Origin of the sequence: Chryseobacterium sp. KMC2, from assembly GCF_016756935.1 — a bacterium.
Classification (GTDB): Bacteria; Bacteroidota; Bacteroidia; order Flavobacteriales; family Weeksellaceae; genus Chryseobacterium; species Chryseobacterium rhizosphaerae.
Genome location: NZ_JAESIT010000005.1, coordinates 230,418 through 252,027, shown reverse-complemented (window position 1 = coordinate 252,027; position 21,610 = coordinate 230,418). Strand labels below are relative to the sequence as shown.

9 protein-coding genes are annotated in these 21,610 nt (G+C 36.6%); all 9 read right to left on the bottom strand.

Translation table 11 applies throughout. From position 1 onward, the window contains the following. Nucleotides 1-4: 4 nt before the first annotated feature. Nucleotides 5-6,937: a hypothetical protein gene (locus JML65_RS08195; protein ID WP_202270493.1), complete on the bottom strand. Its 6,933-nt coding sequence runs from the start codon at nt 6,935-6,937 to the stop codon at nt 5-7. A 154-nt stretch (nt 6,938-7,091) separates the two neighbouring features. Continuing rightward, a complete protein-coding gene (locus JML65_RS08190; protein WP_202270492.1) occupies nt 7,092-7,712 on the bottom strand; it encodes a hypothetical protein in 621 nt (206 codons plus the stop codon). A gap of 6 nt (nt 7,713-7,718) precedes the next feature. Then, a complete protein-coding gene (locus JML65_RS08185) occupies nt 7,719-11,168 on the bottom strand; it encodes a hypothetical protein (RefSeq protein ID WP_202270491.1) in 3,450 nt (1,149 codons plus the stop codon). Nucleotides 11,169-11,172: 4 nt separating this feature from the next. Beyond that, a complete protein-coding gene (locus JML65_RS08180; RefSeq protein ID WP_202270490.1) occupies nt 11,173-13,347 on the bottom strand; it encodes a hypothetical protein in 2,175 nt (724 codons plus the stop codon). 331 nt (nt 13,348-13,678) lie between these two features. Beyond that, nucleotides 13,679-14,185 (bottom strand): M15 family metallopeptidase, encoded by a 507-nt coding sequence (locus JML65_RS08175; protein ID WP_047493437.1) that lies wholly within the window; start codon nt 14,183-14,185, stop codon nt 13,679-13,681. A 353-nt stretch (nt 14,186-14,538) separates the two neighbouring features. Continuing rightward, nucleotides 14,539-15,996 carry a hypothetical protein gene (locus tag JML65_RS08170; RefSeq protein ID WP_202270489.1) on the bottom strand — a complete coding sequence of 486 codons (1,458 nt, stop codon included), beginning with the start codon at nt 15,994-15,996 and terminating at the stop codon, nt 14,539-14,541. A 103-nt stretch (nt 15,997-16,099) separates the two neighbouring features. Then, nucleotides 16,100-16,861 carry a LytR/AlgR family response regulator transcription factor gene (locus tag JML65_RS08165; protein WP_047493446.1) on the bottom strand — a complete coding sequence of 254 codons (762 nt, stop codon included), beginning with the start codon at nt 16,859-16,861 and terminating at the stop codon, nt 16,100-16,102. A gap of 75 nt (nt 16,862-16,936) precedes the next feature. Then, nucleotides 16,937-18,256: a RagB/SusD family nutrient uptake outer membrane protein gene (locus JML65_RS08160; RefSeq protein WP_202270488.1), complete on the bottom strand. Its 1,320-nt coding sequence runs from the start codon at nt 18,254-18,256 to the stop codon at nt 16,937-16,939. A 12-nt stretch (nt 18,257-18,268) separates the two neighbouring features. Then, complete coding sequence (locus tag JML65_RS08155; protein ID WP_202270487.1) at nt 18,269-21,607, bottom strand: SusC/RagA family TonB-linked outer membrane protein; 3,339 nt, start codon at nt 21,605-21,607, stop codon at nt 18,269-18,271. Between the last annotated feature and the right edge of the window lie 3 nt (nt 21,608-21,610).

The following is a 21,610-nucleotide window of genomic DNA, read 5'->3' as shown; positions in this document are numbered from 1 at the left end:
TTAATTAATTGTTTAGTTGTAATTCATTGATTGTTACTGGCAATCCCTGTTTAGCGTATTTTACTCCATCCCAGGTCTTATAGATAAATTCCAGTTTTAATTTTGGATCTCTGATCTTTTTGCTCTTGTGCATCACTAAAATCTGAGAATAATCTTTAGCATAGATTACTTTGAAATTGTCATCATTATTACCCGCAGCGTTAAGAACCTTAAAGCAGTCTGCCATATCATCCAATGGAATTTTAGGATCATTGAATGGTTCCGGATTTCTGATCAGTAAGGCAACTACGTCATTATTGGTATTGACAATCTTGACAAATTCTGTATTGGTAGGTGGATTTAATGGTTTTAATCCCATCACACCTTCAAATGCACGGTCAAATACTTCTGAATAGGTATTGGCAAGCCCTTTTAAATATGGGTTTTCGGTACCTTTTGAAGCTAATATATAAAGGTCGTCCAGCTGCTGTTGCTTAAGATCTGCTTTCACTTCATATATTGCATCCTTCTGTCCTATTACGACAAGTCCTTTATCATCATATTCTTTCAGCTTATAACTTTCCACCTGTTCTTTAAAGTCTTTATATCTTGAAGTTCTAAATACAAACTCGTGGATCTTCTGGTTTTCTTCATATACCTTATCAGGTTTTCCCGGTACCGGTGTAATCTGTGGTTTATAATGTCCGTCTCCATCATCGTCAAAGGCATTGTATACAATAGCGGTATATAATTTTTCCGGATTCAGATTCGTGAGCTCAACTGAATATTTATATGATTTTGGCACAACAGGGTCTCCGAGATCAATGTCACAAGCCATGCCTGTGTTCCCCTGATTCACATGGTTCACATAGTTAAGCATCTGCTGGATTCCCAACGGTAAGTTTGGATCATCTTCGGCCCAGCTTTCCTGAGTTACCGGTACTGTTTCCTGCGTTGTCCAGTTCTGAGGTAAAGGATATTCAAGACTAACATTAGTTACAGGATCTTTAATCATAATATTAATACTTCCAATGATCTCCTTAACTCCCATTCCTGTATGGGCAGGCCATGTCTTAAGCATATTGTAGATATAAGGCTTGGTAAAGAAAAATTCTATTTTACACTGCTCATTACCATAGAATAATGGTTTTGCCATCAGAAGATCTCCGTCTGCATTCGGATATGATTTTTTCATATCGATATATGATTTCAGAGTGGTAATTGGGTATTCATCTGCATTTTTCTTCTTATCTGTCAGATTTCCATTGGCATCTTTAAGGTATTCGATATATTTCTCATTTTTCTTTTCAAAATGTCCGATAGGCCCTGCTGTTTTAAAGGCAAAGTAATAGTCAATAATCTTTGGTGTATCTCCGTTCACATTATCTTTCAGTTTAAGATTGATGTAATAGACACTGTTAGGTCTCCAAACCGGCTGTATCACTTTACTCATCGCTTCCTGCATCAGTCCCATATCTGCCTGTATGGCTGGTTGTGACGGAATCGTCTGCTGATATTCGTAGTCTGTAACAGTCATCCAGTTCACTCTATGGAATAAAGTATAGCATTGGGTAACTGTATTTCCACTATCATCGTCATCACCACATCCACAGTTTCCAAGATTAAAGATAATTTCACGAATCTGTTCTGTTAACTGGAGTGCTCCTGATAATGTGGATCCTTCAGTATTAAGATAGTCAGTCAGTTTCTTTAAATGTGCTCTTACATATCCAATACCCTGAACCAGGTTATATTGTGGGAACTCTTTATCAAAACTATTGATCGCATCGATGAAGATTAAGAAACACTTCATATTATACCTCAGTTCGCTTACATCATCTACTCCATGATATTGAACACACTGTTTAAGATTATACATAAGCCCTGCAAGGAAATCACAAAGTCTCACATCTTTTGTACAAGGTTCCGGTTTTGCATCACAACCGCAATCAGGGGTAAACTTCAGATTAAGAGGCTTCTGAGTGGTCTTACTCACTTTAATGATCGCTACTTTGTTGGTTCTCTCTTTCGGATAATCACTTGAATAGCAGATATCAATACCATCGGCTTTGTCTGTAATTTTCGAGACAACACTATTATGCTTGATAAATTGAGCAAGAGGGCTGTCAGGTAAAAACAAGAAGATCACAGAATGGGTATTAAAGTCAACATATGGCGGAGTATCTCCTGTTACCATCATATATTGTGTTTCATAATCTGCCCACTTAGTGGCTACGTTAGACAGTCCAAAGTTTACAATACCTGATCCGAAAGCACCGTTATATCCATTTTCAACATGCATCACATCAAAGTCCAGTTCGTTGCACTGAGCAGTGGTACATCCTCCGGCTTTCAATTCCTTCATTATTTCGACAAGCTTATCGTATTCAGCCTGTTGCGTTGGAGAAAGAACTACGCTGGATACCTCACCTGTCGTGTTGGCTGTAGCATTCGCCCAAATCAGATCTATTTGTGCATTGATATCATCAATCTCCTGCTGATTGGCGTTGTATGGAATAATTTCAATCTTACTTACATACTGTCCTCCGAAATTAGCTGCATCATACATCAGTTCTGCTCCTAATTCTGCTTTTGTCTTCGTTACCTCATCAATTAAAGCATAGTTCTGATAAATGGCAGTAGAGAATACATCTTTATAATATCTGATCGTCACCGTACTTGCCATTGTAGAAAGTAATAATCTTACTTTAGCAGAGGCTTCCGGAAGAAGAACAACCATGGTATTTCCATTGGTGATCTTCAATGACTTCGCATAATTATGTGGATTGGAAGCATTCGAAACCGCCATATAATCCGTAGCATCTGATACCGTTCCTAAGAGATTGTAATAAGCTCCATTAATGAAGTTAAACGGTGCTCCCGCCGGCTGGTAATATACCGTTCCTACTGTTTTATCCAGTACATTAGACTCATGCCATACAGGCTCAGTTTGTGTACAGAATAATGAAGAAGCCGTAATTCCATACTGTTCAGGAATAAACCATCCCGGCTGTGCAGAATCCAAGAATGAGAATGGTGTAGACGCCAAAATTCTGATCGTGTCATACTTATCATTGATTTTCTGCCAGAATCCTAATTTGAATTTATCAATATTAGCGATGCTGTTTGCTTCATCGTTAGTCAATACTGCCCTGTAAGGATTATATTTTTTCCATTCCCACTCATCATTATTAGGGATAGTATTCTTTTTAGCAAGAATTTTAATCTCTACATCTTCAATGGAATACTGGTGTTTCACCTGACGAAGTACATGTCCTCCCGGCTGAGTTTTCTGAGGTGGGATAAGATCTGTAAATTCAGTCGCTCCACTGGTATGTCCTCCAATTTTCTCACCTGCAACCGGCGTTGGAATAAGTCCTTTTTCAATTTTAATATCGATATAGGTATCCAATGGGATTGTTGGTAGTTTATCATCATCTTTAATGGATGGTTCCGGCGCATTGAAAACCTGAACGACAGGAAGGTCAAATGTCTCGTTGGTCAACATATGAACCCCTTTCACGGCATTTTTCAATCGCTCTTCTTTCGGATAATCAATCCCTGGTGGGTCTGATTTGTAGGTAAGAGGTGGAACAGCACTTGTATCTACTTGATTCTCTCCTTTCTCCCATTTAATACTTAAATGAACTTTAAGCTTAATTTTAAAGATCGCCAGTTTGATCTTGAGTTCGAATTTAAATTCTGCCAGGATCAGGAACGGGAATATAAGTTCCACTCTGAAATAGATCGAGATAAATAAGGCAACACTTACAATATAAAGGTTGATCTCTGCTCCTCCTTCCACGTAAATGTATCCTCCTACCTGAGGTCTTTCGAAACTGATATGGGCTCCTACTTCAATAGCGGCAAAAACTTTTACAATAATCAGGTTCAGGTTAAAATCTACCCTTGCTCCGGCTTCAATTCCCTTGGCGGCAATCATCAGATAAGATTCAGCCTTGATATTCACAGAATCTTTAAACAGGCTGGCCCTGATTGGTTTATCCCTTGTTCCGAAGTTGACATACCATGGTCTTTGATTTTTAAAGAAGAAGCCCATCTGCACTTCAGCCTTAATGTCAATGAATGACCCATTATTTTTGTTAAGCTGGAAGTTACCTCCTGCTCCAATTTCAAGTGAATTGTCACCTACGATAACGAATGCATAGAATGGCGGAACTTTAGGGTCATCTTCGGTAAGTCCGAGACGCTCACTGATGATCGTTAATCCGGCATCAATGGCGAACATACTCGGTACTGAAAGCAATACCATGGCACGTAATGAGGCAAGACGTCCGTCTAAGGTAGCCAGGGAAGCCCCTGCTCCAAAGGAGAATGGTGCGCTATACTCCTGGGTAAACTGAGGTCCGATAAATTTATCCGTATTGATTCCTCGCTGCGGATGTACATAATAGTCGTACCAGGTATCATTTTCTGTCATTCCGATAGCCTTCTTATGGGCCACATATCGGTATCCAATAAGTCCTCTGAACCCGAAAATACCAAATGAGCCTAACGGAATCACAAACGGAAGTTCAACGCTTGCGTCCACCAGGAATCCAGGATATTTTGGATCAAAAGCCATTTCTGCAGAACCTGAAATATTCATTTTCGGCAACTGAAGGGAAACTTTTCCTCTGTATTCTGTAGATTTTCCTGGTTCCGGAATCGTAAGGGCTCCTTTGATAATGGCTACTGCAGCACTTGCACTTGCTGTTCCCGGAATCACAAGGTCTACTTCAAGAGTCGAAATATGGAAATAAGAATCTTTATATAATTCTTCATCGCCTCCATATTTCTCAACCATCTCATCATTATCAGCGGTATAATAGAATTTAACCCCGTTTCCTCTTACATCAAGACCTAATGGGTTGATATTGATTCCACCATCAAATCCGATATAATTATAAGTACGCATTTTATCCTTATACATTCGCTGTATAGTCCCTATATGGATAGCTGTTACTGCCATACGTACAGGTCCTAAATTCAGGTGAAGGTTGATCGGAATGATAGAACTTCCACCGGCAATTTCAAATTTACCGCTGGCGTAATAGCGGACTGCCGGCAGATCAATTCCTTCTTCTCCTAAGAGTTTTTCTCCAAATGAACCTGTAGGGAAGGTAATTTTAGTATCTGCTTCAATAAAGAAGTTGTCATTTTTCTTACCAATTTCTATTCTTTGTAAGTTGAAGGTAAGGATATCGAAAAGGTTCAGTGGAAGACCAAATGGAAGGAAGGCAGCAGAAAGCTTGAAATTCTCTTTACTTTCCCATTCTCCGTTCACTTTAATAATCAGGTCTGTAGTACCATCATACAATTTAAATTTCTTGATTTTCAACCCCGCTTCCAGTGATGAACGCACGACCTGTCCCTGGTGGAAATCAATATCAAAATGGCTGAATCCTAATTCCCATGCTTTTTCAGGGTCTTTTCCAAGGTCGAACCATAATGTACGGTCTTTCTCGCCAAGACTGTCTAGTGATAGGCTAGCCAGGAATTTATAATAATCTTCTTCTTTCTGAAATTCCCTGTAATCTCCAGCCGCTGTTGTCAGTCCCATCGGATATACAAACTTAAGCTGAGACGGAGAGTCCAGTCCGTTCATAAAGGTAATCAGTGCACCTTTATCGGCAATGGCATGTTCTGTGGAATCAGACATTGATTTTACTTTTAGATTTTGATATCTAAGCGTAAAAAATTCACTGAAATAGTCTACAACTTGTGTTTGTGTTCCTACCGTTTTAACAGCATAGGTAGGCTTAATGGAAATATTTCCGGAGAGTCCTCCTGTTCCGATCAACATATGGTTTGCTGAAATACCAATGGTCTGCTTTTTGTCTGATGCAGGATCTTTCTTTTTAAACCATTTTTTCGGAAGGAAGATTTCTGTATATTCCATATATACACCCATAAATTCCTTGGGTCTTCCGTCTGCGTCAGCTTCGGCAATATTTTCTGTTTTACTCAGGTCAATCTTCAGATTGTGAATATCGATCACAAAACCTGTATTTCCAATCTGAGCAGGATGGTTCATATTCAGAACCAGGTCCATATTATATCCAAAACCTTTCTCCGTATCGGCATAAAATAAAGCTTCTCCGAAACTCATGCTTACTTTCTCATTTTCATCCTCTATAACTTCCAAAGGAGCAGTCGGGTGCTTGAGCGGATTTACCGGTTTTAAAATACTTCTTGGAAATTCGATGGCTGCGGACAACATTAAGGTTGCCTTAAATTTCGGAATAGCGACCTCTTTAATGAACTCGTCAATATCCTGCGGCATTAAAGCTTTGAAAAAGGTTTTTACTTTTTCTGCTGTATCCTGAAGGTTATTGGAAAGCAAGTAGGTTGCAAAAGCAACTAATGAAGCATACTTTCCTGCTGATTTATTAAAAATATCCTGTACCACATCTGTAACTGTTGTAGCATCGGATGGTAATGTAAGCCCCAAACTATGTGAGTCATTAATATCCTTCACAAACTGCATCAGAGGCGTGATATTCTGATTAGCAGGAGAGACAAATGTATTCACAAAGTGCGCGATGGCCTGTTCTTCCGTTACGTTAAGCACTCTCAGTGCTACCTCGAAGATCTGCTGAGGTTCAAAGGAAAAGTTTCCTAAGCTGAAGTAGCGTAAATACGCCAGAATCTTCCATTGGTATTCAACAGTAATCGGAAATGCGGAGATGGCAGTGTCATCTGTTCCGTTCAGGACTAATGAAATCCCGGTCCCGGGAATTTCAATATCGATTCTCTTCGAAACGACAGATAAACTGTAAAACGCCGAATCTCCTTTCGGCCCTTTACTATATTGTAAATCTTTATAATAGATTTTATCGAGGAGGTTCGTAATCCCCGGTTTTAAGAATCCCAGAATGTCCGGGATGTCGTCTTGTGTAACCACAGAGGATAACCTCGGGTAATACCTGTGTGTTACCGGTGTTTGATTTGACATAAAAATAATTTTGTGTTTGGGTGAGTGGAAGGCTTTCGTTTAGGCAAACAAAAGCCTTATTAAGTAGGGTTTACTTAATTTCTCGTGGGGTAAAATGTTTTAGATAAGATAGCTAAGTTTAAAATTTACTAAATTTTATAACTTATCAAACGTATTATTCCATTTCTCTAAATTCTTTCCACATATCTTGTATTTTTTCTGAATTGGGAATCCCTTTATCTGCCAATCGTTCACAGTTATTATCAAGATAGTTGAGAAACTCATCATCAAATGATGGTAGATAATTTTTAGTAAAATCTAAATCTTTAAAAATAACCTGACCATTTATTTCAATTGACTTCATTTCTCCTCTTCTTATATTATTCCCTCTCTTTAAAATCTTAATAACTGGTTCATAAGGATCAGGTAAATCCTTATATTTATTAAACTGAGGATATTCTTTAAATAATTCCCAACAAATATATCCATATAGAATTGGTATATCTAACCCTTTATTGTCTACATAAAACATACCTATATCAAACGTTTTCCTAAAATCCTCTAAAGTAATAACTGAATCTAATAAATGTGAATCAACAAAATGAACAATATTATGAGCCTCATCCAATCTGTACATAAAAAACCATTTTTCACCCATGTTAAGCTTTTCATACCAAACATGCATTCTTTTTAAATATTCTTTAAATAATAATACACTTGCTGTGTTTACTTTATTATTTGTGATATTTTTATTCTCTAAAAATTCTTGTAGTATTTTATTAAATTGATCTTGCATTATTAATTATTTTAATTTGTTAATCTCTATTAATTGGCTCACTATAAGATCCAAATTTGATAAGTCATCATTCGGTAAAGCAGCATTTGTTAATTTCCCTAAATTATAATACTCATACTTATAAGAGTTATTCATATTAATGCTTTCAAAATGAGCCCCTGTATCGTAAGATAGCATATGGTCCGCATTTATAAAACTTCTAAAATTCATCCCTTTTTCCATAAGTCTAGATTCTATATATTCATGAGCTATCAACCATTTAAATTTTATAATTTCTATATTTGAAATATCTTTTAAGGGAAGATCAACAAATTTAAGCCAATCTTCACAATCAGTCGTTGATCTTTCAAATCGTCCAAGTTGTAAACCTTCCTTCGGGTTAAGAATAAAATGTTCATCAATAAAAAAATGTTTTTTCGCTCTCTGAATTATATGTTCAGATATATTTAATTTATTTGCAATAACACTTACATCATCAATACGATTTGCTATTGGAATTGCCATGTCTATTCCAGCATTAATATAAGGAAGCTCAATTGGATCCAATAAGTCTATGACATATTTATACCCATTTCTTACATATGCATTTGTTATTGGTTTATTGAACAATATAGATATCTCATTATAATTTTTATTTTTCAATAATGTTCTTAGTTCAAAATATTTCATCCAAATGTCTGCATTTTCTCCTAACAATTTTTGAGATATAGGAGTGTATCTGAAAAAAACTTCAAGAGATTCAGGATAATTTTTAATCCTATTAAAAGTTGTAGAATCTACATTTTTAAAGTTATTAAAAAAACTCCATCTTCTATCATATCCAGATGCTTCAAGAATTTTTTTGATTGGAATTTCTTTATAAAACCTTTCCATCAGATTAGTTTTTGAGATATCAGTAATGATAGCTATAGTATTACGATCAGACGAACCTACTGCCAGTAATTTTTTCCAGTTCGACACAGCAATAACTTCACCATTCACAACCTTTCCCATCTTAAGAAGATCTTCTTTCCCCAAATGAATAAAATCAAAATAAAAAGCAATTTTCTCCTTTTTTGTCAAAGCTTGAACTGCATTTAAGAGAGGTGCAGGATCAATTCCTGTACTTGGAACAAAAGTCATTGAAATTTTATCAACAATACTATCTAAGTATTTTTCTGTTTGTGCAAGAGATATCAGAAACTTTTTAGCATCGTCATTCAGAATAACAGTAACTTCTGGCAAGCCTAACATACCCAAAATGACGTCAGCTTCTTTTACAGCCTTCCCTTGTGCTATTAATGATCCGAAACCTGTCCCTAGCATTACCAAAAATGCTAAATTTCTCATTCTTTCGTAAAATTCCTGGTCTTTGGGATTATTGGAGGTTTCACTCAGATAAGTTGCAAAATTTGCAAATGTAGATGCAATGAAAGATATCTGTTCAGATGTATTTACAATATTCCATAATCTGACTACATTGGTTGCATTTTTATAAAGATTTGGATTTAAAAGGATTTTCCCTGATTCTGATAAATACTTAAGATATCTCACTTCCAATAATTCAGAAGCTCCTCCTGTCAAATACATCAATAAGAGATCAGAAGTAACCTGTACTCCCAGATTAATAAGAGCATTCGTATTTTTCTTTTCTTCAAGTTCTTTAAAATAAAAGAACATAAACGCAGGAACTCTTGGAAATTCAGGTATACAGAATTTTTCTTTTTTGTCTGATTCTACGTTCTGGTAACCCATAATAAATATCGGCTGATACAGATGATACCATAAATCAGTAACTTTGTCTTGAGTATTATAAATCCTTCCTTCATATTTTCTAATACGAATTTTTTCCTGATGAAATTCTTCGTCAACTTTATAATAATTAAATATGACATCTTGCCCTACTTCAATAGCCTCAAATTCCAAACTCTTATCTGTTGCAGGCTCTCCATTTTGTTTTTCAAAATAATATTTTCCCGGAGTTGTTAAAAAGAAACTATTTGGATTAAGTCCTTCTGAATTGGGTGTTACTCCAGCAGGAATATAGCTGGGATTATACTTAGAATAATTCCATATTGTAAATAGCGTATAAACCAATACCTTTCTACTTCTTTCCTTATTTCCTACCGGAATACCCAATACAGGAATGTCTATCTCAATAATATATTCAATAATTTTGTAATAAAGATTTTGAAAATTTAATAAATTTCCATTATTTTTCTTTAGAAGATAATTTAAAAAAGGATCTGCATCATCTGGATTTGCAAACGTTGAAATAACTTTTAAAATATTATTTTGGGTAAGCTCGCTTCCACTTTCTTTTGGTAATGAAGGCTTATTAAGAATATCAGCAACAAAGCCCAACCTTGTGTCATAGTCTAATAAACCAATTCCCGCAGTTGTAAGATGTTTTAATAAAATATTAATTCTCCTTTCATTATCTGCTTTATTTTTTTCCTGTTGAGTAGCCTGTCCCATAGCTCCTCCCGGTTGTATAATACCATCGTTAGTTATAGGTCTTCCATTAAAATCTAACGGATTATTGTGGCTATCATATCCAAAATATGTATTTTTATCAGCTCCTCTCAGCGAACTATAAAAACTTGACATCGAATTATAATAGGCTTCTGCAAACTCACAAGATTTACCATCAAAAATATAAGTAGGTTCTACCTGATCTATATATCCCCAATCTTTTAATAGCTCTCCAATGATCTGATCAATTTTCAAAAGGCTGTTATATTGTGAGCCGTCACCTTGTTGATATTTTTTGAAAACAGCTTGTTTAATAGTAGAAATATTTTCCTTTGAAATAATTCCAAAAATATCTCTACAAATAAGGTCTGCACGAAAGGCAATAAGTGTGATCGTTTTGGTATAACGTTGTTTCTTAATTGGCTCACTGTCAATAGCAGGAATATTCTTTTGATAAAATCTTCCTGATGGAGTTGGTAATAAATTTTCCGATCGGTCTAATACAAAATCCGTATATTTCTCCGGCGAAAAAAAGTCCATGTCAGGTTCTGTAACCGTTAAAAAGTATTTTTTTTGTTTATAATATTTAGCCGGTTCATTAAACTCTAGTCTATCTATTGTTATACTATCCGAGTTCTGCGCATACTCAAAATTATTATCAAACCAATTATCGCTCTGTAAAAATTTTTCCAGTGATAACTTAAAATTTTTATATTGTTCATATACTGTATTCAAACAAAATCCACCGAACTGTCCGAATTTATACTTTTTTTTATCTGTTAATAATGGTTTATCCGTATCCAGAATAAGTTCATAACCAATGTAAATATAGGTAAGAAAAGTAGTTGGACTTTTTTGAATTCTAAATTCGAGTACTTGCCCTTCTGGCGTTAATACAAATGTATTATTAGCTCCGGTCGGCAAAAGATTATATGATCCTCCATTTGGTGTTTTACCTTCTTTTCTTACAGCAATTCTGGTTGCTAAAAATAATGCTTCCATAATGTTATAAGATTTTTAAATTAATGGGTTCTGTGTTAATACTATTTGTAATTGGCAGCCATTTGCCATATTCCTCTGAACAAAAAACAAGACTATCTAAAGTTGTAACATATACAGGAGTATCAGGAAAAGCAATAGTGAGCTTTCCTTCTTGATCCTCTCCTAATACTGCCAGAAAATATTTTTTATACTCTATTCCTTCGGAAGATTGATAAAAAGCACTTTCATCTTCAAGTTCATTTTTAAAATAAAATTTTGGATTATTCAGAAGTTTATCTGAAATCAGAGTTTTAATTTTATTATTTTCATCTTCAGTGATTCCCAAAACTTTTTTACTTGGTAATGTCCCATTATCCATATATAATGATACTCCAGTAAATTGTACCCCATTCGCTCCTAAATATTTCTCTGTTTGCAAATAATATGGAAAAGCAAGTTGATAAAAATTATTTCTTTTATCACTATATGAAATTGTTCCACTATTAGAATTATCCTGATAAGCTGCTCTGCTTTCAAAAAAACCACCTACATTCTGGCGGATATTGTTCAACAAGGTTTCATAAGTAACTCTTGGCAAACTTTCTGTATCATTTTTCATGATCAGATCCTCAACCTTTTTAGTGGTCACCGTTGCAATGTCTTTTCTTCGTGTTTTACTTTCAAAATCAATCAATAATAAATTCTGATCAATTACATAAGCAAGCTCATTACCTCCTTTAGACTGAACTTTAGGAGTTACATTAATCAATCCAAAGATGTCATCAATGTCCTTCAAATCGTAGCTTGTACTTACAGCAGGATCACCAGGGTTTGGACCTGGCGTTTCAGAAGTGATTTTCACTGTTTTCCCTTCATAAATCAACTGTACAAATGAAGCAACCGTTTTATTGGCACTTGTTTTATTTAAACTGAAAGTAATAGGCTTCGTAAAATTGGTATCTACTCCATTTTCTTCTTCCTGCAATAAGTTTTTACCTCTGATAAAATAATCTTCATTGGCTGTATCTGCATGTAAAACACCTTGTTTTACGTACATGGCAGCGGCATCATTGTTATCAGTTGTAAGCTGTAGTACCAATGATGGTTGTGCAGCAAGCTCTTTTACCGGCCAGCCTGCTTCAAACTGCTCTAAGGAAAGGTTGCTAGCTGTTGGTCCGATTTTAATATTATGGGTACTTCCTTCCAGATTCTGATTTCCATAGAAATTATAGGATCTTTGTCTGCTTCCCTGGATGTACAGATATGTAGTTTGTGCTGTCAGAAACTTCTGAATTTGATTATAAATTTCATCTGGAGTTTGCAGGACAGAATTGTCACTCATATGAATTTTTCCTTTTCCCTGAGTATGTAAGCCATAAAAGGCGGCAATATCAAGGAACTGGGTAGCTGTTTCCCTAATCAGTTTCTTTTTAAAAGCTGTATTACCAATAGCCTGATCTAAGACATGATCAGCACTTCGGGCAAAAGCCAGATTCAACTGAAATGGGTTGGGATCATTTGCTATCGTATAATCTCCTTCGTTCAATACGATATCAATTCCTATACTTCCAGTGACATTTCCAAGATGCGTTCCTCTTGGGATCATAGGCAGTTCAAAAGCTTTTTTAGGTTGTTCAGTAGCAGTACCTCCCGTGACTTCAACTTTAGAAATCTTAAGGAAATAATCATCAATAAGATCATCTACTGACTGATTAGTTCCTGCCGGAAACCCGATGTGCTGAGCGGTAAACGGAGGCACAGTAATTCCCAACATATTATAAAGACCTGTGAACTCTTTTCTGATGACGTCTACAAAACCTGTGGTAGCTGTCGATTTGATCAGGTCGCCTTCAAAGAAATCTGACCTGTTCAGGCCTCTGTATACGATATATTTGATCGCTAGTCCTTTAATCGGCTGATTAAAAGGCTTCAGGATCGCATTTACTTTAGTGGTATCTGCACCACAAGGTTGTAAAAATACCTGCCCTTGGCAAATGGTATATACTTTGCCGGTAAAGCTTAGTTTGGAGGTGGTCCTGAATACAGTCCCGTTAGCTCCAAATTTTCCGCTCACTTCCTGATTAATTATCTGCCCTTTCTCCAGGAAGAAGAAAGATTCCGGCAGAAGATCAGGCCGTACGTTAAGCCCTTTGCTGTCGGGAGCTGTTGACAAGCTTCCCGATGGAATATTTTGTGGCATTTTTGTGATTTTTGGTGTTAATAAAAGATAAGACGGTAGTAATGATCAGTCTCCTAAAAACTGAAAAGCATTCTGAACGATTAAGGTCAATTAGGGCTTTAAGAATACTAAGCCTGGTTGCTTTTTAAGTAGTGTTTCCTTAAAAAGGCAATATGATTTTTCTTCATGTATCTTAGCTGCTTCAATAATTTTATTATTCAGAATTTTTTCAGATTTTACCTACTGTTCAATAAGAAGAGGTCTATTTTTTTTCCGGTAAAGACAAACCCCTTCCTGTACAATCATTCCGGTTGATTGTATTATTGATTTTCACTGTGAAATAATCCCGGGATTATTTGGTGAAAATTACATATCCGTCTTTATCTTTTGGTAAATTTTGTAAGTTTCTCCAGGATGCTTTGATCTTTCGCTCCCCTTTCCAGATGGAGCTTCGTTCAAAATGTGGCAGGTCTTTAAAGGTTTTCCAGTTTCCGCCCCAGTCCCAGCCGTGTCTTGCAAAGATCTTTACACATTCGTACCAGTCGGCTACGCCATCATTATCCCAGTCTTTCGCAGTGTCCCAGCTTGCTACTTTTCCGTCGATAATCAGGCAGATATCTACCGCTAATCCGTAATTGTGAATACTTTGTCCGGCTTTGGCATTGGTGACTTTTTTTCCGGCTTTTGTTCTTCCCTGCGCATATAATGCATCTTGGTCTTTAAAGGATCTTAACCCCTGGGTAATCCTCACTCTTGCTCTCCCGGTAAGGGCTTCATCACATTCTTTTACAATTTGTGTGACTTCTTGCCTTACCAATGGATGGAGATTTTTTATTCTGTTTTCACTTGGTTTATCCATGGATGATTACTATTTTGTGATTTGGTGTTTGATTCTTAAGCAAAGCTATTTCAGGCTGACGTCAAAACTTGACGTGTTATATTTTGTAATAAAAAAATGTGAAAATTTTACACCCCTTTGTTATGATCTTTGATTTTCGGACATGTGAATATCATTTTCATAAAAAGTGGTATCATCATTATAGCTTGTTGTTTATTTCTGAAACAAAAGTATAGGCCCTCAACGTCAAAACTTGACGCATTAAATTTTTTCTGAAAGAAAATTAAAACCTTATGATTTCCCCTATAAATAATAATCCGGCAATAGAATGAGAGCTCTATTGCCGGATTACGGGTTGTATATTGATCTGTGATTTACTTCTTACATTTACTGTAGTCAGAAATAATCTGCATCAGGTTTTCTTCGTTTTTAAGATCAAAGCTTTCTTTTTTCAACTGATCAGAAACTGTTTTACAATCTTTGAGATAATCAGCCAGCTTTTCTGAAAGTTTATCGTTCGATCTGTTATCAAGCATCTGCCCTTTGGGCTGAAGGTCTGTTTTGATGACATATTTTTGCAGCTCAACAGGATCCTGGAGCAGCATGATTTTATTCTCTTTCGCTATCAGCCTGTAGAAATAGGAATTGTTACCGTGCAGGCTTCCATAGTTCTGCATTTTCTTCATGAACTCCCCTTTTACATCCAATCCGTAATAGCATTCTTCGTTTCCATTGGCAACAACACAAAAATGTACACCGGAGTCTGCATCATAAATTTTGGTGGCCATACTTCTTATTCCCGGCAGTTGTTTCTTTAAAGTAACCCGCTGCCCAAAAAAGTCGGCCCCTCCTTCAGGAAGCTTTTGACCGGTTCTTTCAGTATCCAGCATTTCAAACCAGATCGTGATCGTTCCTTCTGTCTTCTTCCCTGATTTTTCTACCAGATACCCCGGAGCATCATATAAATTGATACTGCGGTTGACGGCATCTGTCACTTTTGCATGCTGAAGCTCCTGATTTTTATAATACGCCTGATGTTCCAGTGTATAACCCTGGATAAAAAGGTTGGCAATAAACTCGTTAACAAAAGCATAATCCGACTGGGCGTACGGTCTTGTCGCAGTAAAAGTAAACTCATTATGATCAAAAGTTCTTACTGCATATGTTTTGATCCCCTGTGTCTGATACATTGAAGCTACCTTAATCCCATCCAGATCACTTACCTCCAGACATGAGTCTGCCGTATTAAATCCAGCACAGTTGTACCCTTTCGCATAGCCGATTATTTTAGCGGGATAATTTCCGTTATTGATCAGAATTTCACCTTTTGATCCCAATCTTGGGTTATAAAGACTTCTGATATTATCAAGTCTGCTCTTTCTTTCATTATCTTCTGCAATGCTGTTGGTTTTTGCGGTAAGGTATTTATCCGCTAAATTTTCTCTCGGTGTTGCAAAAAAATTCTCCACCTCATTTTTATCAAAACCATTTTCACCGAAGAGATGGTATTTTACAGCTAATTGATGGGCAACAATTCTGTCCGGTTTAAAAGAGGTGATTAATACTTCATATGGAATCTGAGTGGTCTTTCCATCTGCCGATTTCATATCCAGGTAATACAGAAACTGGTCCTTTGCCAGGGTAACCCCTTTGAGATCGGCATCGAAAACTTTTTCGTTGGCTAAGGTATAAAACTCAAAGTGATCCCGGTAAGGAGATTTCAGAATTCCGGCTTCTTTTTCATTGACCAGGATCTTTTCTTTCTTCAGCTGTATCTTTTGAGACCATACTAAAGAAGAAAATAATAAAGCAGTTAATAGATATATTTTCATGATTCAATGGTTAATCATTAATTGAAGGATGGAAAATACAAAAAAATAAGACACCTTATTGTGGAAAGGCTCTAAGATAGATGAGGATATTTTACAAAGTATATCAGCTGTTCAGCCAGTTTAAACATTCAGCAATCTGTATTTTGCTGATAAAAACCTCGGTATTCACTTCAGGTTCGGGGAAAAGCTTAAGTTCTACTTTCTGGCTTGAATGTTTAATAATCTCAGTGACTGCCGCTTTATTAATGATAAACTTTCGGTTCACTTTAAAGAAAACATTAGGGTTTAATTTTTGAATAATATCCTTAATGGTATCATCATAAATATACGTCTGGTGATCCTTTGTCGTTAAGAAAAGATATTTACCCGATGCAAAAAAATAGGCCGTATGATGCTCATCTATGGATTTAAGCTTATTTCCTTCTCTTACCATAAAACGTTTCATCATTTCAGAACCTCCCTGATGTAGGGTAGAAATGGATTTTAAAGTTGATTCCGGATCAAAATTATTCCTGATGGAGATAAATTTCTGTAATGCTTTGTGTAAGTCTTCTTCTTCAAAAGGTTTCAGGAGATAGTCAATGGTAAAATGTCTGAAAACCCGCATCGCATACTCATCAAATGCCGTGATAAAAATAATAGGAGTAAACAGTTCTACCTGCTCAAAGATCTCCAGGCTCATTCCATCGCCAAGATGAATATCCATGAAGATAAGATCTGCGGAATCTTTTTTGAAAAAATCTATTGCCTGTTTTTTGGAACGAAGAATAACAGTCTCTGTAACAGGGACTATGCTTTGATTATCCAAAAGGGTTTTCAGATAATTAACAGCCAGCAATTCATCTTCTATAATGGCAATTTTCATACTATTGGCAAAAGTACAAAAAAACCGCTTAAACAATCAAGTTCAAGCGGTTTCAAAGGGTGTTAATATGAAGTGTTATAAATTCGGATTATTCTTCTTCGCACTCATCGGATATTCTATGGTATATCTCGGATCGTTTTGTTGAAGAATATATTCTTTACCTAGTACGGTATGTGTTATTTTTTTCTGATTCGCTCTTCTCAAATCAAACCATCTGTGACCTTCCAGGGCAAATTCTCTGAATCTTTCATCCAGAATAAAACTCATAAAGTCTGTTGTATTCATCCCGTTGAGCTGATTCTGAACAGAAGTGTATCCATCTGTTGTATATCTGTTTTTTAAAACCGGAAGTAATGCTTCTTTAGCTTCATCAAGCCTGTTTAATTTCAATAATGCTTCAGATTTTATAAAGTATAATTCAGCTGTTCTGAAAGACACTCTGAAATCATTACTTCCTCCTTTGATCACTTTATATTTGTTCTTACTTTTCTCAAAATAGATTCCAAATCTTTTGTCTGTAGCGGTATTATATTGTGCAATCAATTCCGGAGACGCAAAAATTACATTTTGCACATTGGTATTCAACGGATTATCTAATGCTAAAATAGATTCCACTGAAGCATAATGGTTAGGGGCGGTATTGCTGGTATTTAAATTACTTAATTCCCCTTTTACAGTCAATAGCTCTTGTGCTTCATGCAGCGCCTTATTCCAGTCTCCCTGATAAAGAGCAACTCTTGCACTGAAAGCCATCAGTGCATTTTTGGAAAATTTATAGTTTGCACCGGCAGCCTGCTTCTGTTCTACCATAAGTTCTTTCGCCTTTTCCATATCTTCATGGATCTGGTTGTAGACCTCCTGTACTGAAGAAGGCTTTAACACGGCTTCCATATCAGCTATCAGGCTAATGGGAACTCCCCTGTCTGCAGAAGCTGTAGCCCCATTATAAGGTTTTGCATATAAATTAATCAAATCAAAATAGGAATAAGCACGCAACGCGTAAGCTTCCGCCAAAATCTGATTTTTTTCGGGAGAGTCTTTCATGGTCTTACTTCCCTCGTTGATAGCCTGGTTCAGGTAGAAGATTACCGTATAAAAATCAGCCCACTGAAATTCTTTTGTTTCAGCATCATAATTGCTATCCTTCCACATTGAAAGTTCACGGTAGTAAGGAAAATCACTGGTATCTTCATCGATCACCATCTCATCTGTACGAAGTGCAGAAAGGGATTTATGAATAGGATATTTGGAATATGCTGATGTAAGTATTTTTCTATAATCTTCAACACTAACCGGGATTACTTTCCCTTCAGGCTGGATGTCCAGAAACCGGTCACATCCTATACTTGTAAAGCTAATGACTGCAAGAGCAATGAATGTAGTTATTTTTCTCATTTTTTTCAAGTTTTAAAAAGAAACATTAAAGCCAATTGTAACTGATTTGGCAATAGGTTGTGCATAAATATTACCATAGGTCTCCGGATCAAAATATCCTTTATATCCGTTACTGAATACAAAAAGGTTACGACCTTCCACACTCAATCTCAGACTGCTGATTCCCATAGGACTCGTAAATTCTTTAGGAAGTGTATATCCTAAACGGATACTACTGATTCTCAGGTAACTGATCTCTTTCGCCCATATGTCAAGCAGCCCATATGCATTATTCGGGCTATCGGTAAGCCATTTGTTACCCATCCATCCCGGGTTATTTTCCATATTAGGACTTGTTATCGCCGGAAGAGAAACTCCTGCTTCATAAATATCCCTTGTATAATTTCTTCCTCTGTCCAGATCCATTCCTCTGTAAGAAGGCGACCTCATCACAGTCTGTTTAAAGCTGAAGGCTGCTGAAACAGTAAGATCGAAATTATGTACTTTAAAGGTGTTTATAATACCACCGGTAAATTTAGGGTCTCTGTCTCCAATGTAAGTGAACAGACCTCTCATTTCTTCAGCGGTAAGCTTTGTCCCTACCAGCTGACCTGGAAGGAATTCTTCATACACATCATACAGTTTAAAGAAGTCTTCAATTTTCATCTTTTCATTCCCTTTCCAGAACATAGGATTTCCATTCTCATCCATCCCTGCCGTTTTCAAAGCAAATACGGCATTTACAGGAAGGCCTTCTCTTGAAGGAAGCATTGAGTTCTGACGAGGTTGTTCGGTAATAACATTACTCTTATTATGAGCAAAATTAATAGTGGTTGACCATTTGAAATTTTCTTTCTCGATATTTCTGGTTGAAATGGCTACCTCAAAACCTTTGTTGGTTAAACTTCCCCAGTTCATCATCGTATAATTGAAACCTGTTTCAAGCGGTGTTTCTCTCATACTGATCATATCTGTTCCTTTTCTGTTGTATACATCAGCAGTAAGGTTGATACGGTTTTTAAACAATCCCAGATCAATTCCGAAGTTCACATTGGTTGTTTTTTCCCAACGAAGCTTGTCATTCGGAGAAGTTATTACATTAATAATTTCTTCTTTTTTTCCTGGAAGAATGGTTGCCTCCCCATATTCTCCGATAAAAAATGGTGATGTATTACGGTCAATATTTCCCTGTAAACCATAAGAAGCCCTTAATCTAAGATTAGAAATAAGTGGTACATTCTTCATAAAGTTTTCCTTGGTCACCAACCAGGAACCTGAAGCGGCCCAGATTGGCAGGTATTTGTACTTTTTATTGACTCCAAAAAGGTTGGTACCATCATATCTTACACTTCCGAAAAACGTATATTTCTGGTCATAGGTATAAGAAGCCGTTGCAAACATAGAAGCATAAGCATTCTCTACCGTAGGCATTTCACGGTAGGTTTCGTATTTTTTATCTCCAGCAAAGTCAGAGTTAGGAAATATAATCGGAGTTCCTGTTTTGGTAAGGCTATTAAAACCAAAAGCTCTGGTAACTCTGGTATTATCCTCTGTTTTACGAATTTCAGTTCCAGCCATTAAATCAATCTCATGTACCGAATTGATTCTTGTACTATACAACCCCTGTACTTTCCAGTTGTATTGAAAGAAATCATTATCCCAATTTTGTTTTACTCCTCCTACCGGTAAGAAGTAGCGGGCTGCTCCGTCTTTATAATAACGGGTTCCCTCTCTCATTTTTCTGGTAAAATAGGTGTTTTCAGCAGCAAATTTTTCCGTTTTATTGGTATCATACTGCATACCTAACTGTGAGGTAAACTTAAGGTTTTTGGATACCTTGTACTCTAAATCCAATATCCCTTTTAATGAATAATTTTTTAGGGTATAGCTTGTATTCGCTCTTTCTTCCAAAAAGTTGAAAGGAATATAGGCATCTCTTGTACCGTCTATATCCGGATCGTATTTATAACTTCCATCTGCATTGAAAGGTGTCAGATAAGGATTGGCATTTCTAGAATAATTAATAGGATTAGCTGCAGCATCTGCATCCGTCATGAAAGACTCTTTTTCACTTTGAGTTCCAAAAATAGAGATTCCTGCATTAAATTTATCGCTTATCTTATAATTATTCTTCAAGGTCAGGTTATATCGTTTGAACCCTGTACCTATTGTTGTTCCCTCTTCATCAAAATATCCTAATGAGAAATAGTAATCCGAACGGTCACTCCCTCCGGAAAGACTTAGTCCATACTGTCTGTTGATCGCATTTCTATACAGCAGCTTTCCCCAGTCTGTATTATTGCCTCTAAGGCCATCAATCTGCTGACGGGTCAGTGCATCCAGCCCATCTAAACCTCCGGTTCTGAAAGCATCCAGCTGCCCGTTTTTGGTTAAAATTCTCATTACCTCCCCCTTATCGGCACGATACGTCAGATCTGCACGCTTGGCAAGCATTAACTCAAGATCTACTTTTTCATTAGAGTTCAAAAGATTAAGCTTGTCAAAATCAGGACGGGATGTAATGAATGTATCTGCTGAAAAATTAAGTCTCATACTCCCCTTCTTTCCTCTTTTGGTAGTAATGGAAATTACTCCGTTAGCTGCTCTGGCTCCATAAATAGCTGTAGCTGCTGCATCTTTTAAGATGGTGATATCTTCAATATCATTTGGATTCAGCCCTGCAATTGAAAAGTTCTGAAGCTGATCAATATTATCTTTATCGCTAAAGTTTGGAATATCATTTCCTTCCAAAGGAAGACCATCTACTACCCATAACGGATCCTGAGGACCGGATAAAGAAGCTGTTCCCCTGATTCTGATCTTGGCAGGTCCTCCCGGAGCTCCTGTTTCAGGAGTAACCACTACCCCGGCAATCTGCCCTGACAACATCTGGTCAACACTGGCAACACCTGCCTGGTTAATATTATCCATCTTAACCGTTGAAACGGCTGAGGTCTGCTTACGTTTTTCAATTTTCTGATATCCGGTAATGATCACTTCCTGGATCTTATTTTTATCAGAAACCTCATCCGAAACAGCCATCAGTTTCACATTATAGTTTGTCTGATCTTCATCCATCTGAATCAGTCTGGATTCATATCCAAGATAACTTACCAATACGGATTTTGTACCTTCAGGAATTTCCAAAACAAATTTCCCGTTCTTATCTGTTACAGTACCTATTGAAACACTTTCAATAATTCCTTCCTGATTGGTTTTTGAAGAAACCGACTGTGTTTCTATTTTTATAGATGCTCCTGCAATGATCTGTGAGGTATTGCCATCCTGGACCTTACCTGTGATTGTTTTCTTTTGTTGGGCCAGCGCAATATTGGCAGCCAAAAGAGGTAAAAGTATTAGAGTTTTTTTCATAGC

What these genes read in the sequence shown, in the direction of transcription:
- JML65_RS08195 (WP_202270493.1), bottom strand. Translation starts at nt 6,937, where the DNA reads ATGTCAAATCAAACACCGGTAACACACAGGTATTACCCGAGGTTATCC.
- JML65_RS08190 (WP_202270492.1), bottom strand. Translation starts at nt 7,712, where the DNA reads ATGCAAGATCAATTTAATAAAATACTACAAGAATTTTTAGAGAATAAA.
- JML65_RS08185 (WP_202270491.1), bottom strand. Translation starts at nt 11,168, where the DNA reads ATGGAAGCATTATTTTTAGCAACCAGAATTGCTGTAAGAAAAGAAGGT.
- JML65_RS08180 (WP_202270490.1), bottom strand. Translation starts at nt 13,347, where the DNA reads ATGCCACAAAATATTCCATCGGGAAGCTTGTCAACAGCTCCCGACAGC.
- JML65_RS08175 (WP_047493437.1), bottom strand. Translation starts at nt 14,185, where the DNA reads ATGGATAAACCAAGTGAAAACAGAATAAAAAATCTCCATCCATTGGTA.
- JML65_RS08170 (WP_202270489.1), bottom strand. Translation starts at nt 15,996, where the DNA reads ATGAAAATATATCTATTAACTGCTTTATTATTTTCTTCTTTAGTATGG.
- JML65_RS08165 (WP_047493446.1), bottom strand. Translation starts at nt 16,861, where the DNA reads ATGAAAATTGCCATTATAGAAGATGAATTGCTGGCTGTTAATTATCTG.
- JML65_RS08160 (WP_202270488.1), bottom strand. Translation starts at nt 18,256, where the DNA reads ATGAGAAAAATAACTACATTCATTGCTCTTGCAGTCATTAGCTTTACA.
- JML65_RS08155 (WP_202270487.1), bottom strand. Translation starts at nt 21,607, where the DNA reads ATGAAAAAAACTCTAATACTTTTACCTCTTTTGGCTGCCAATATTGCG.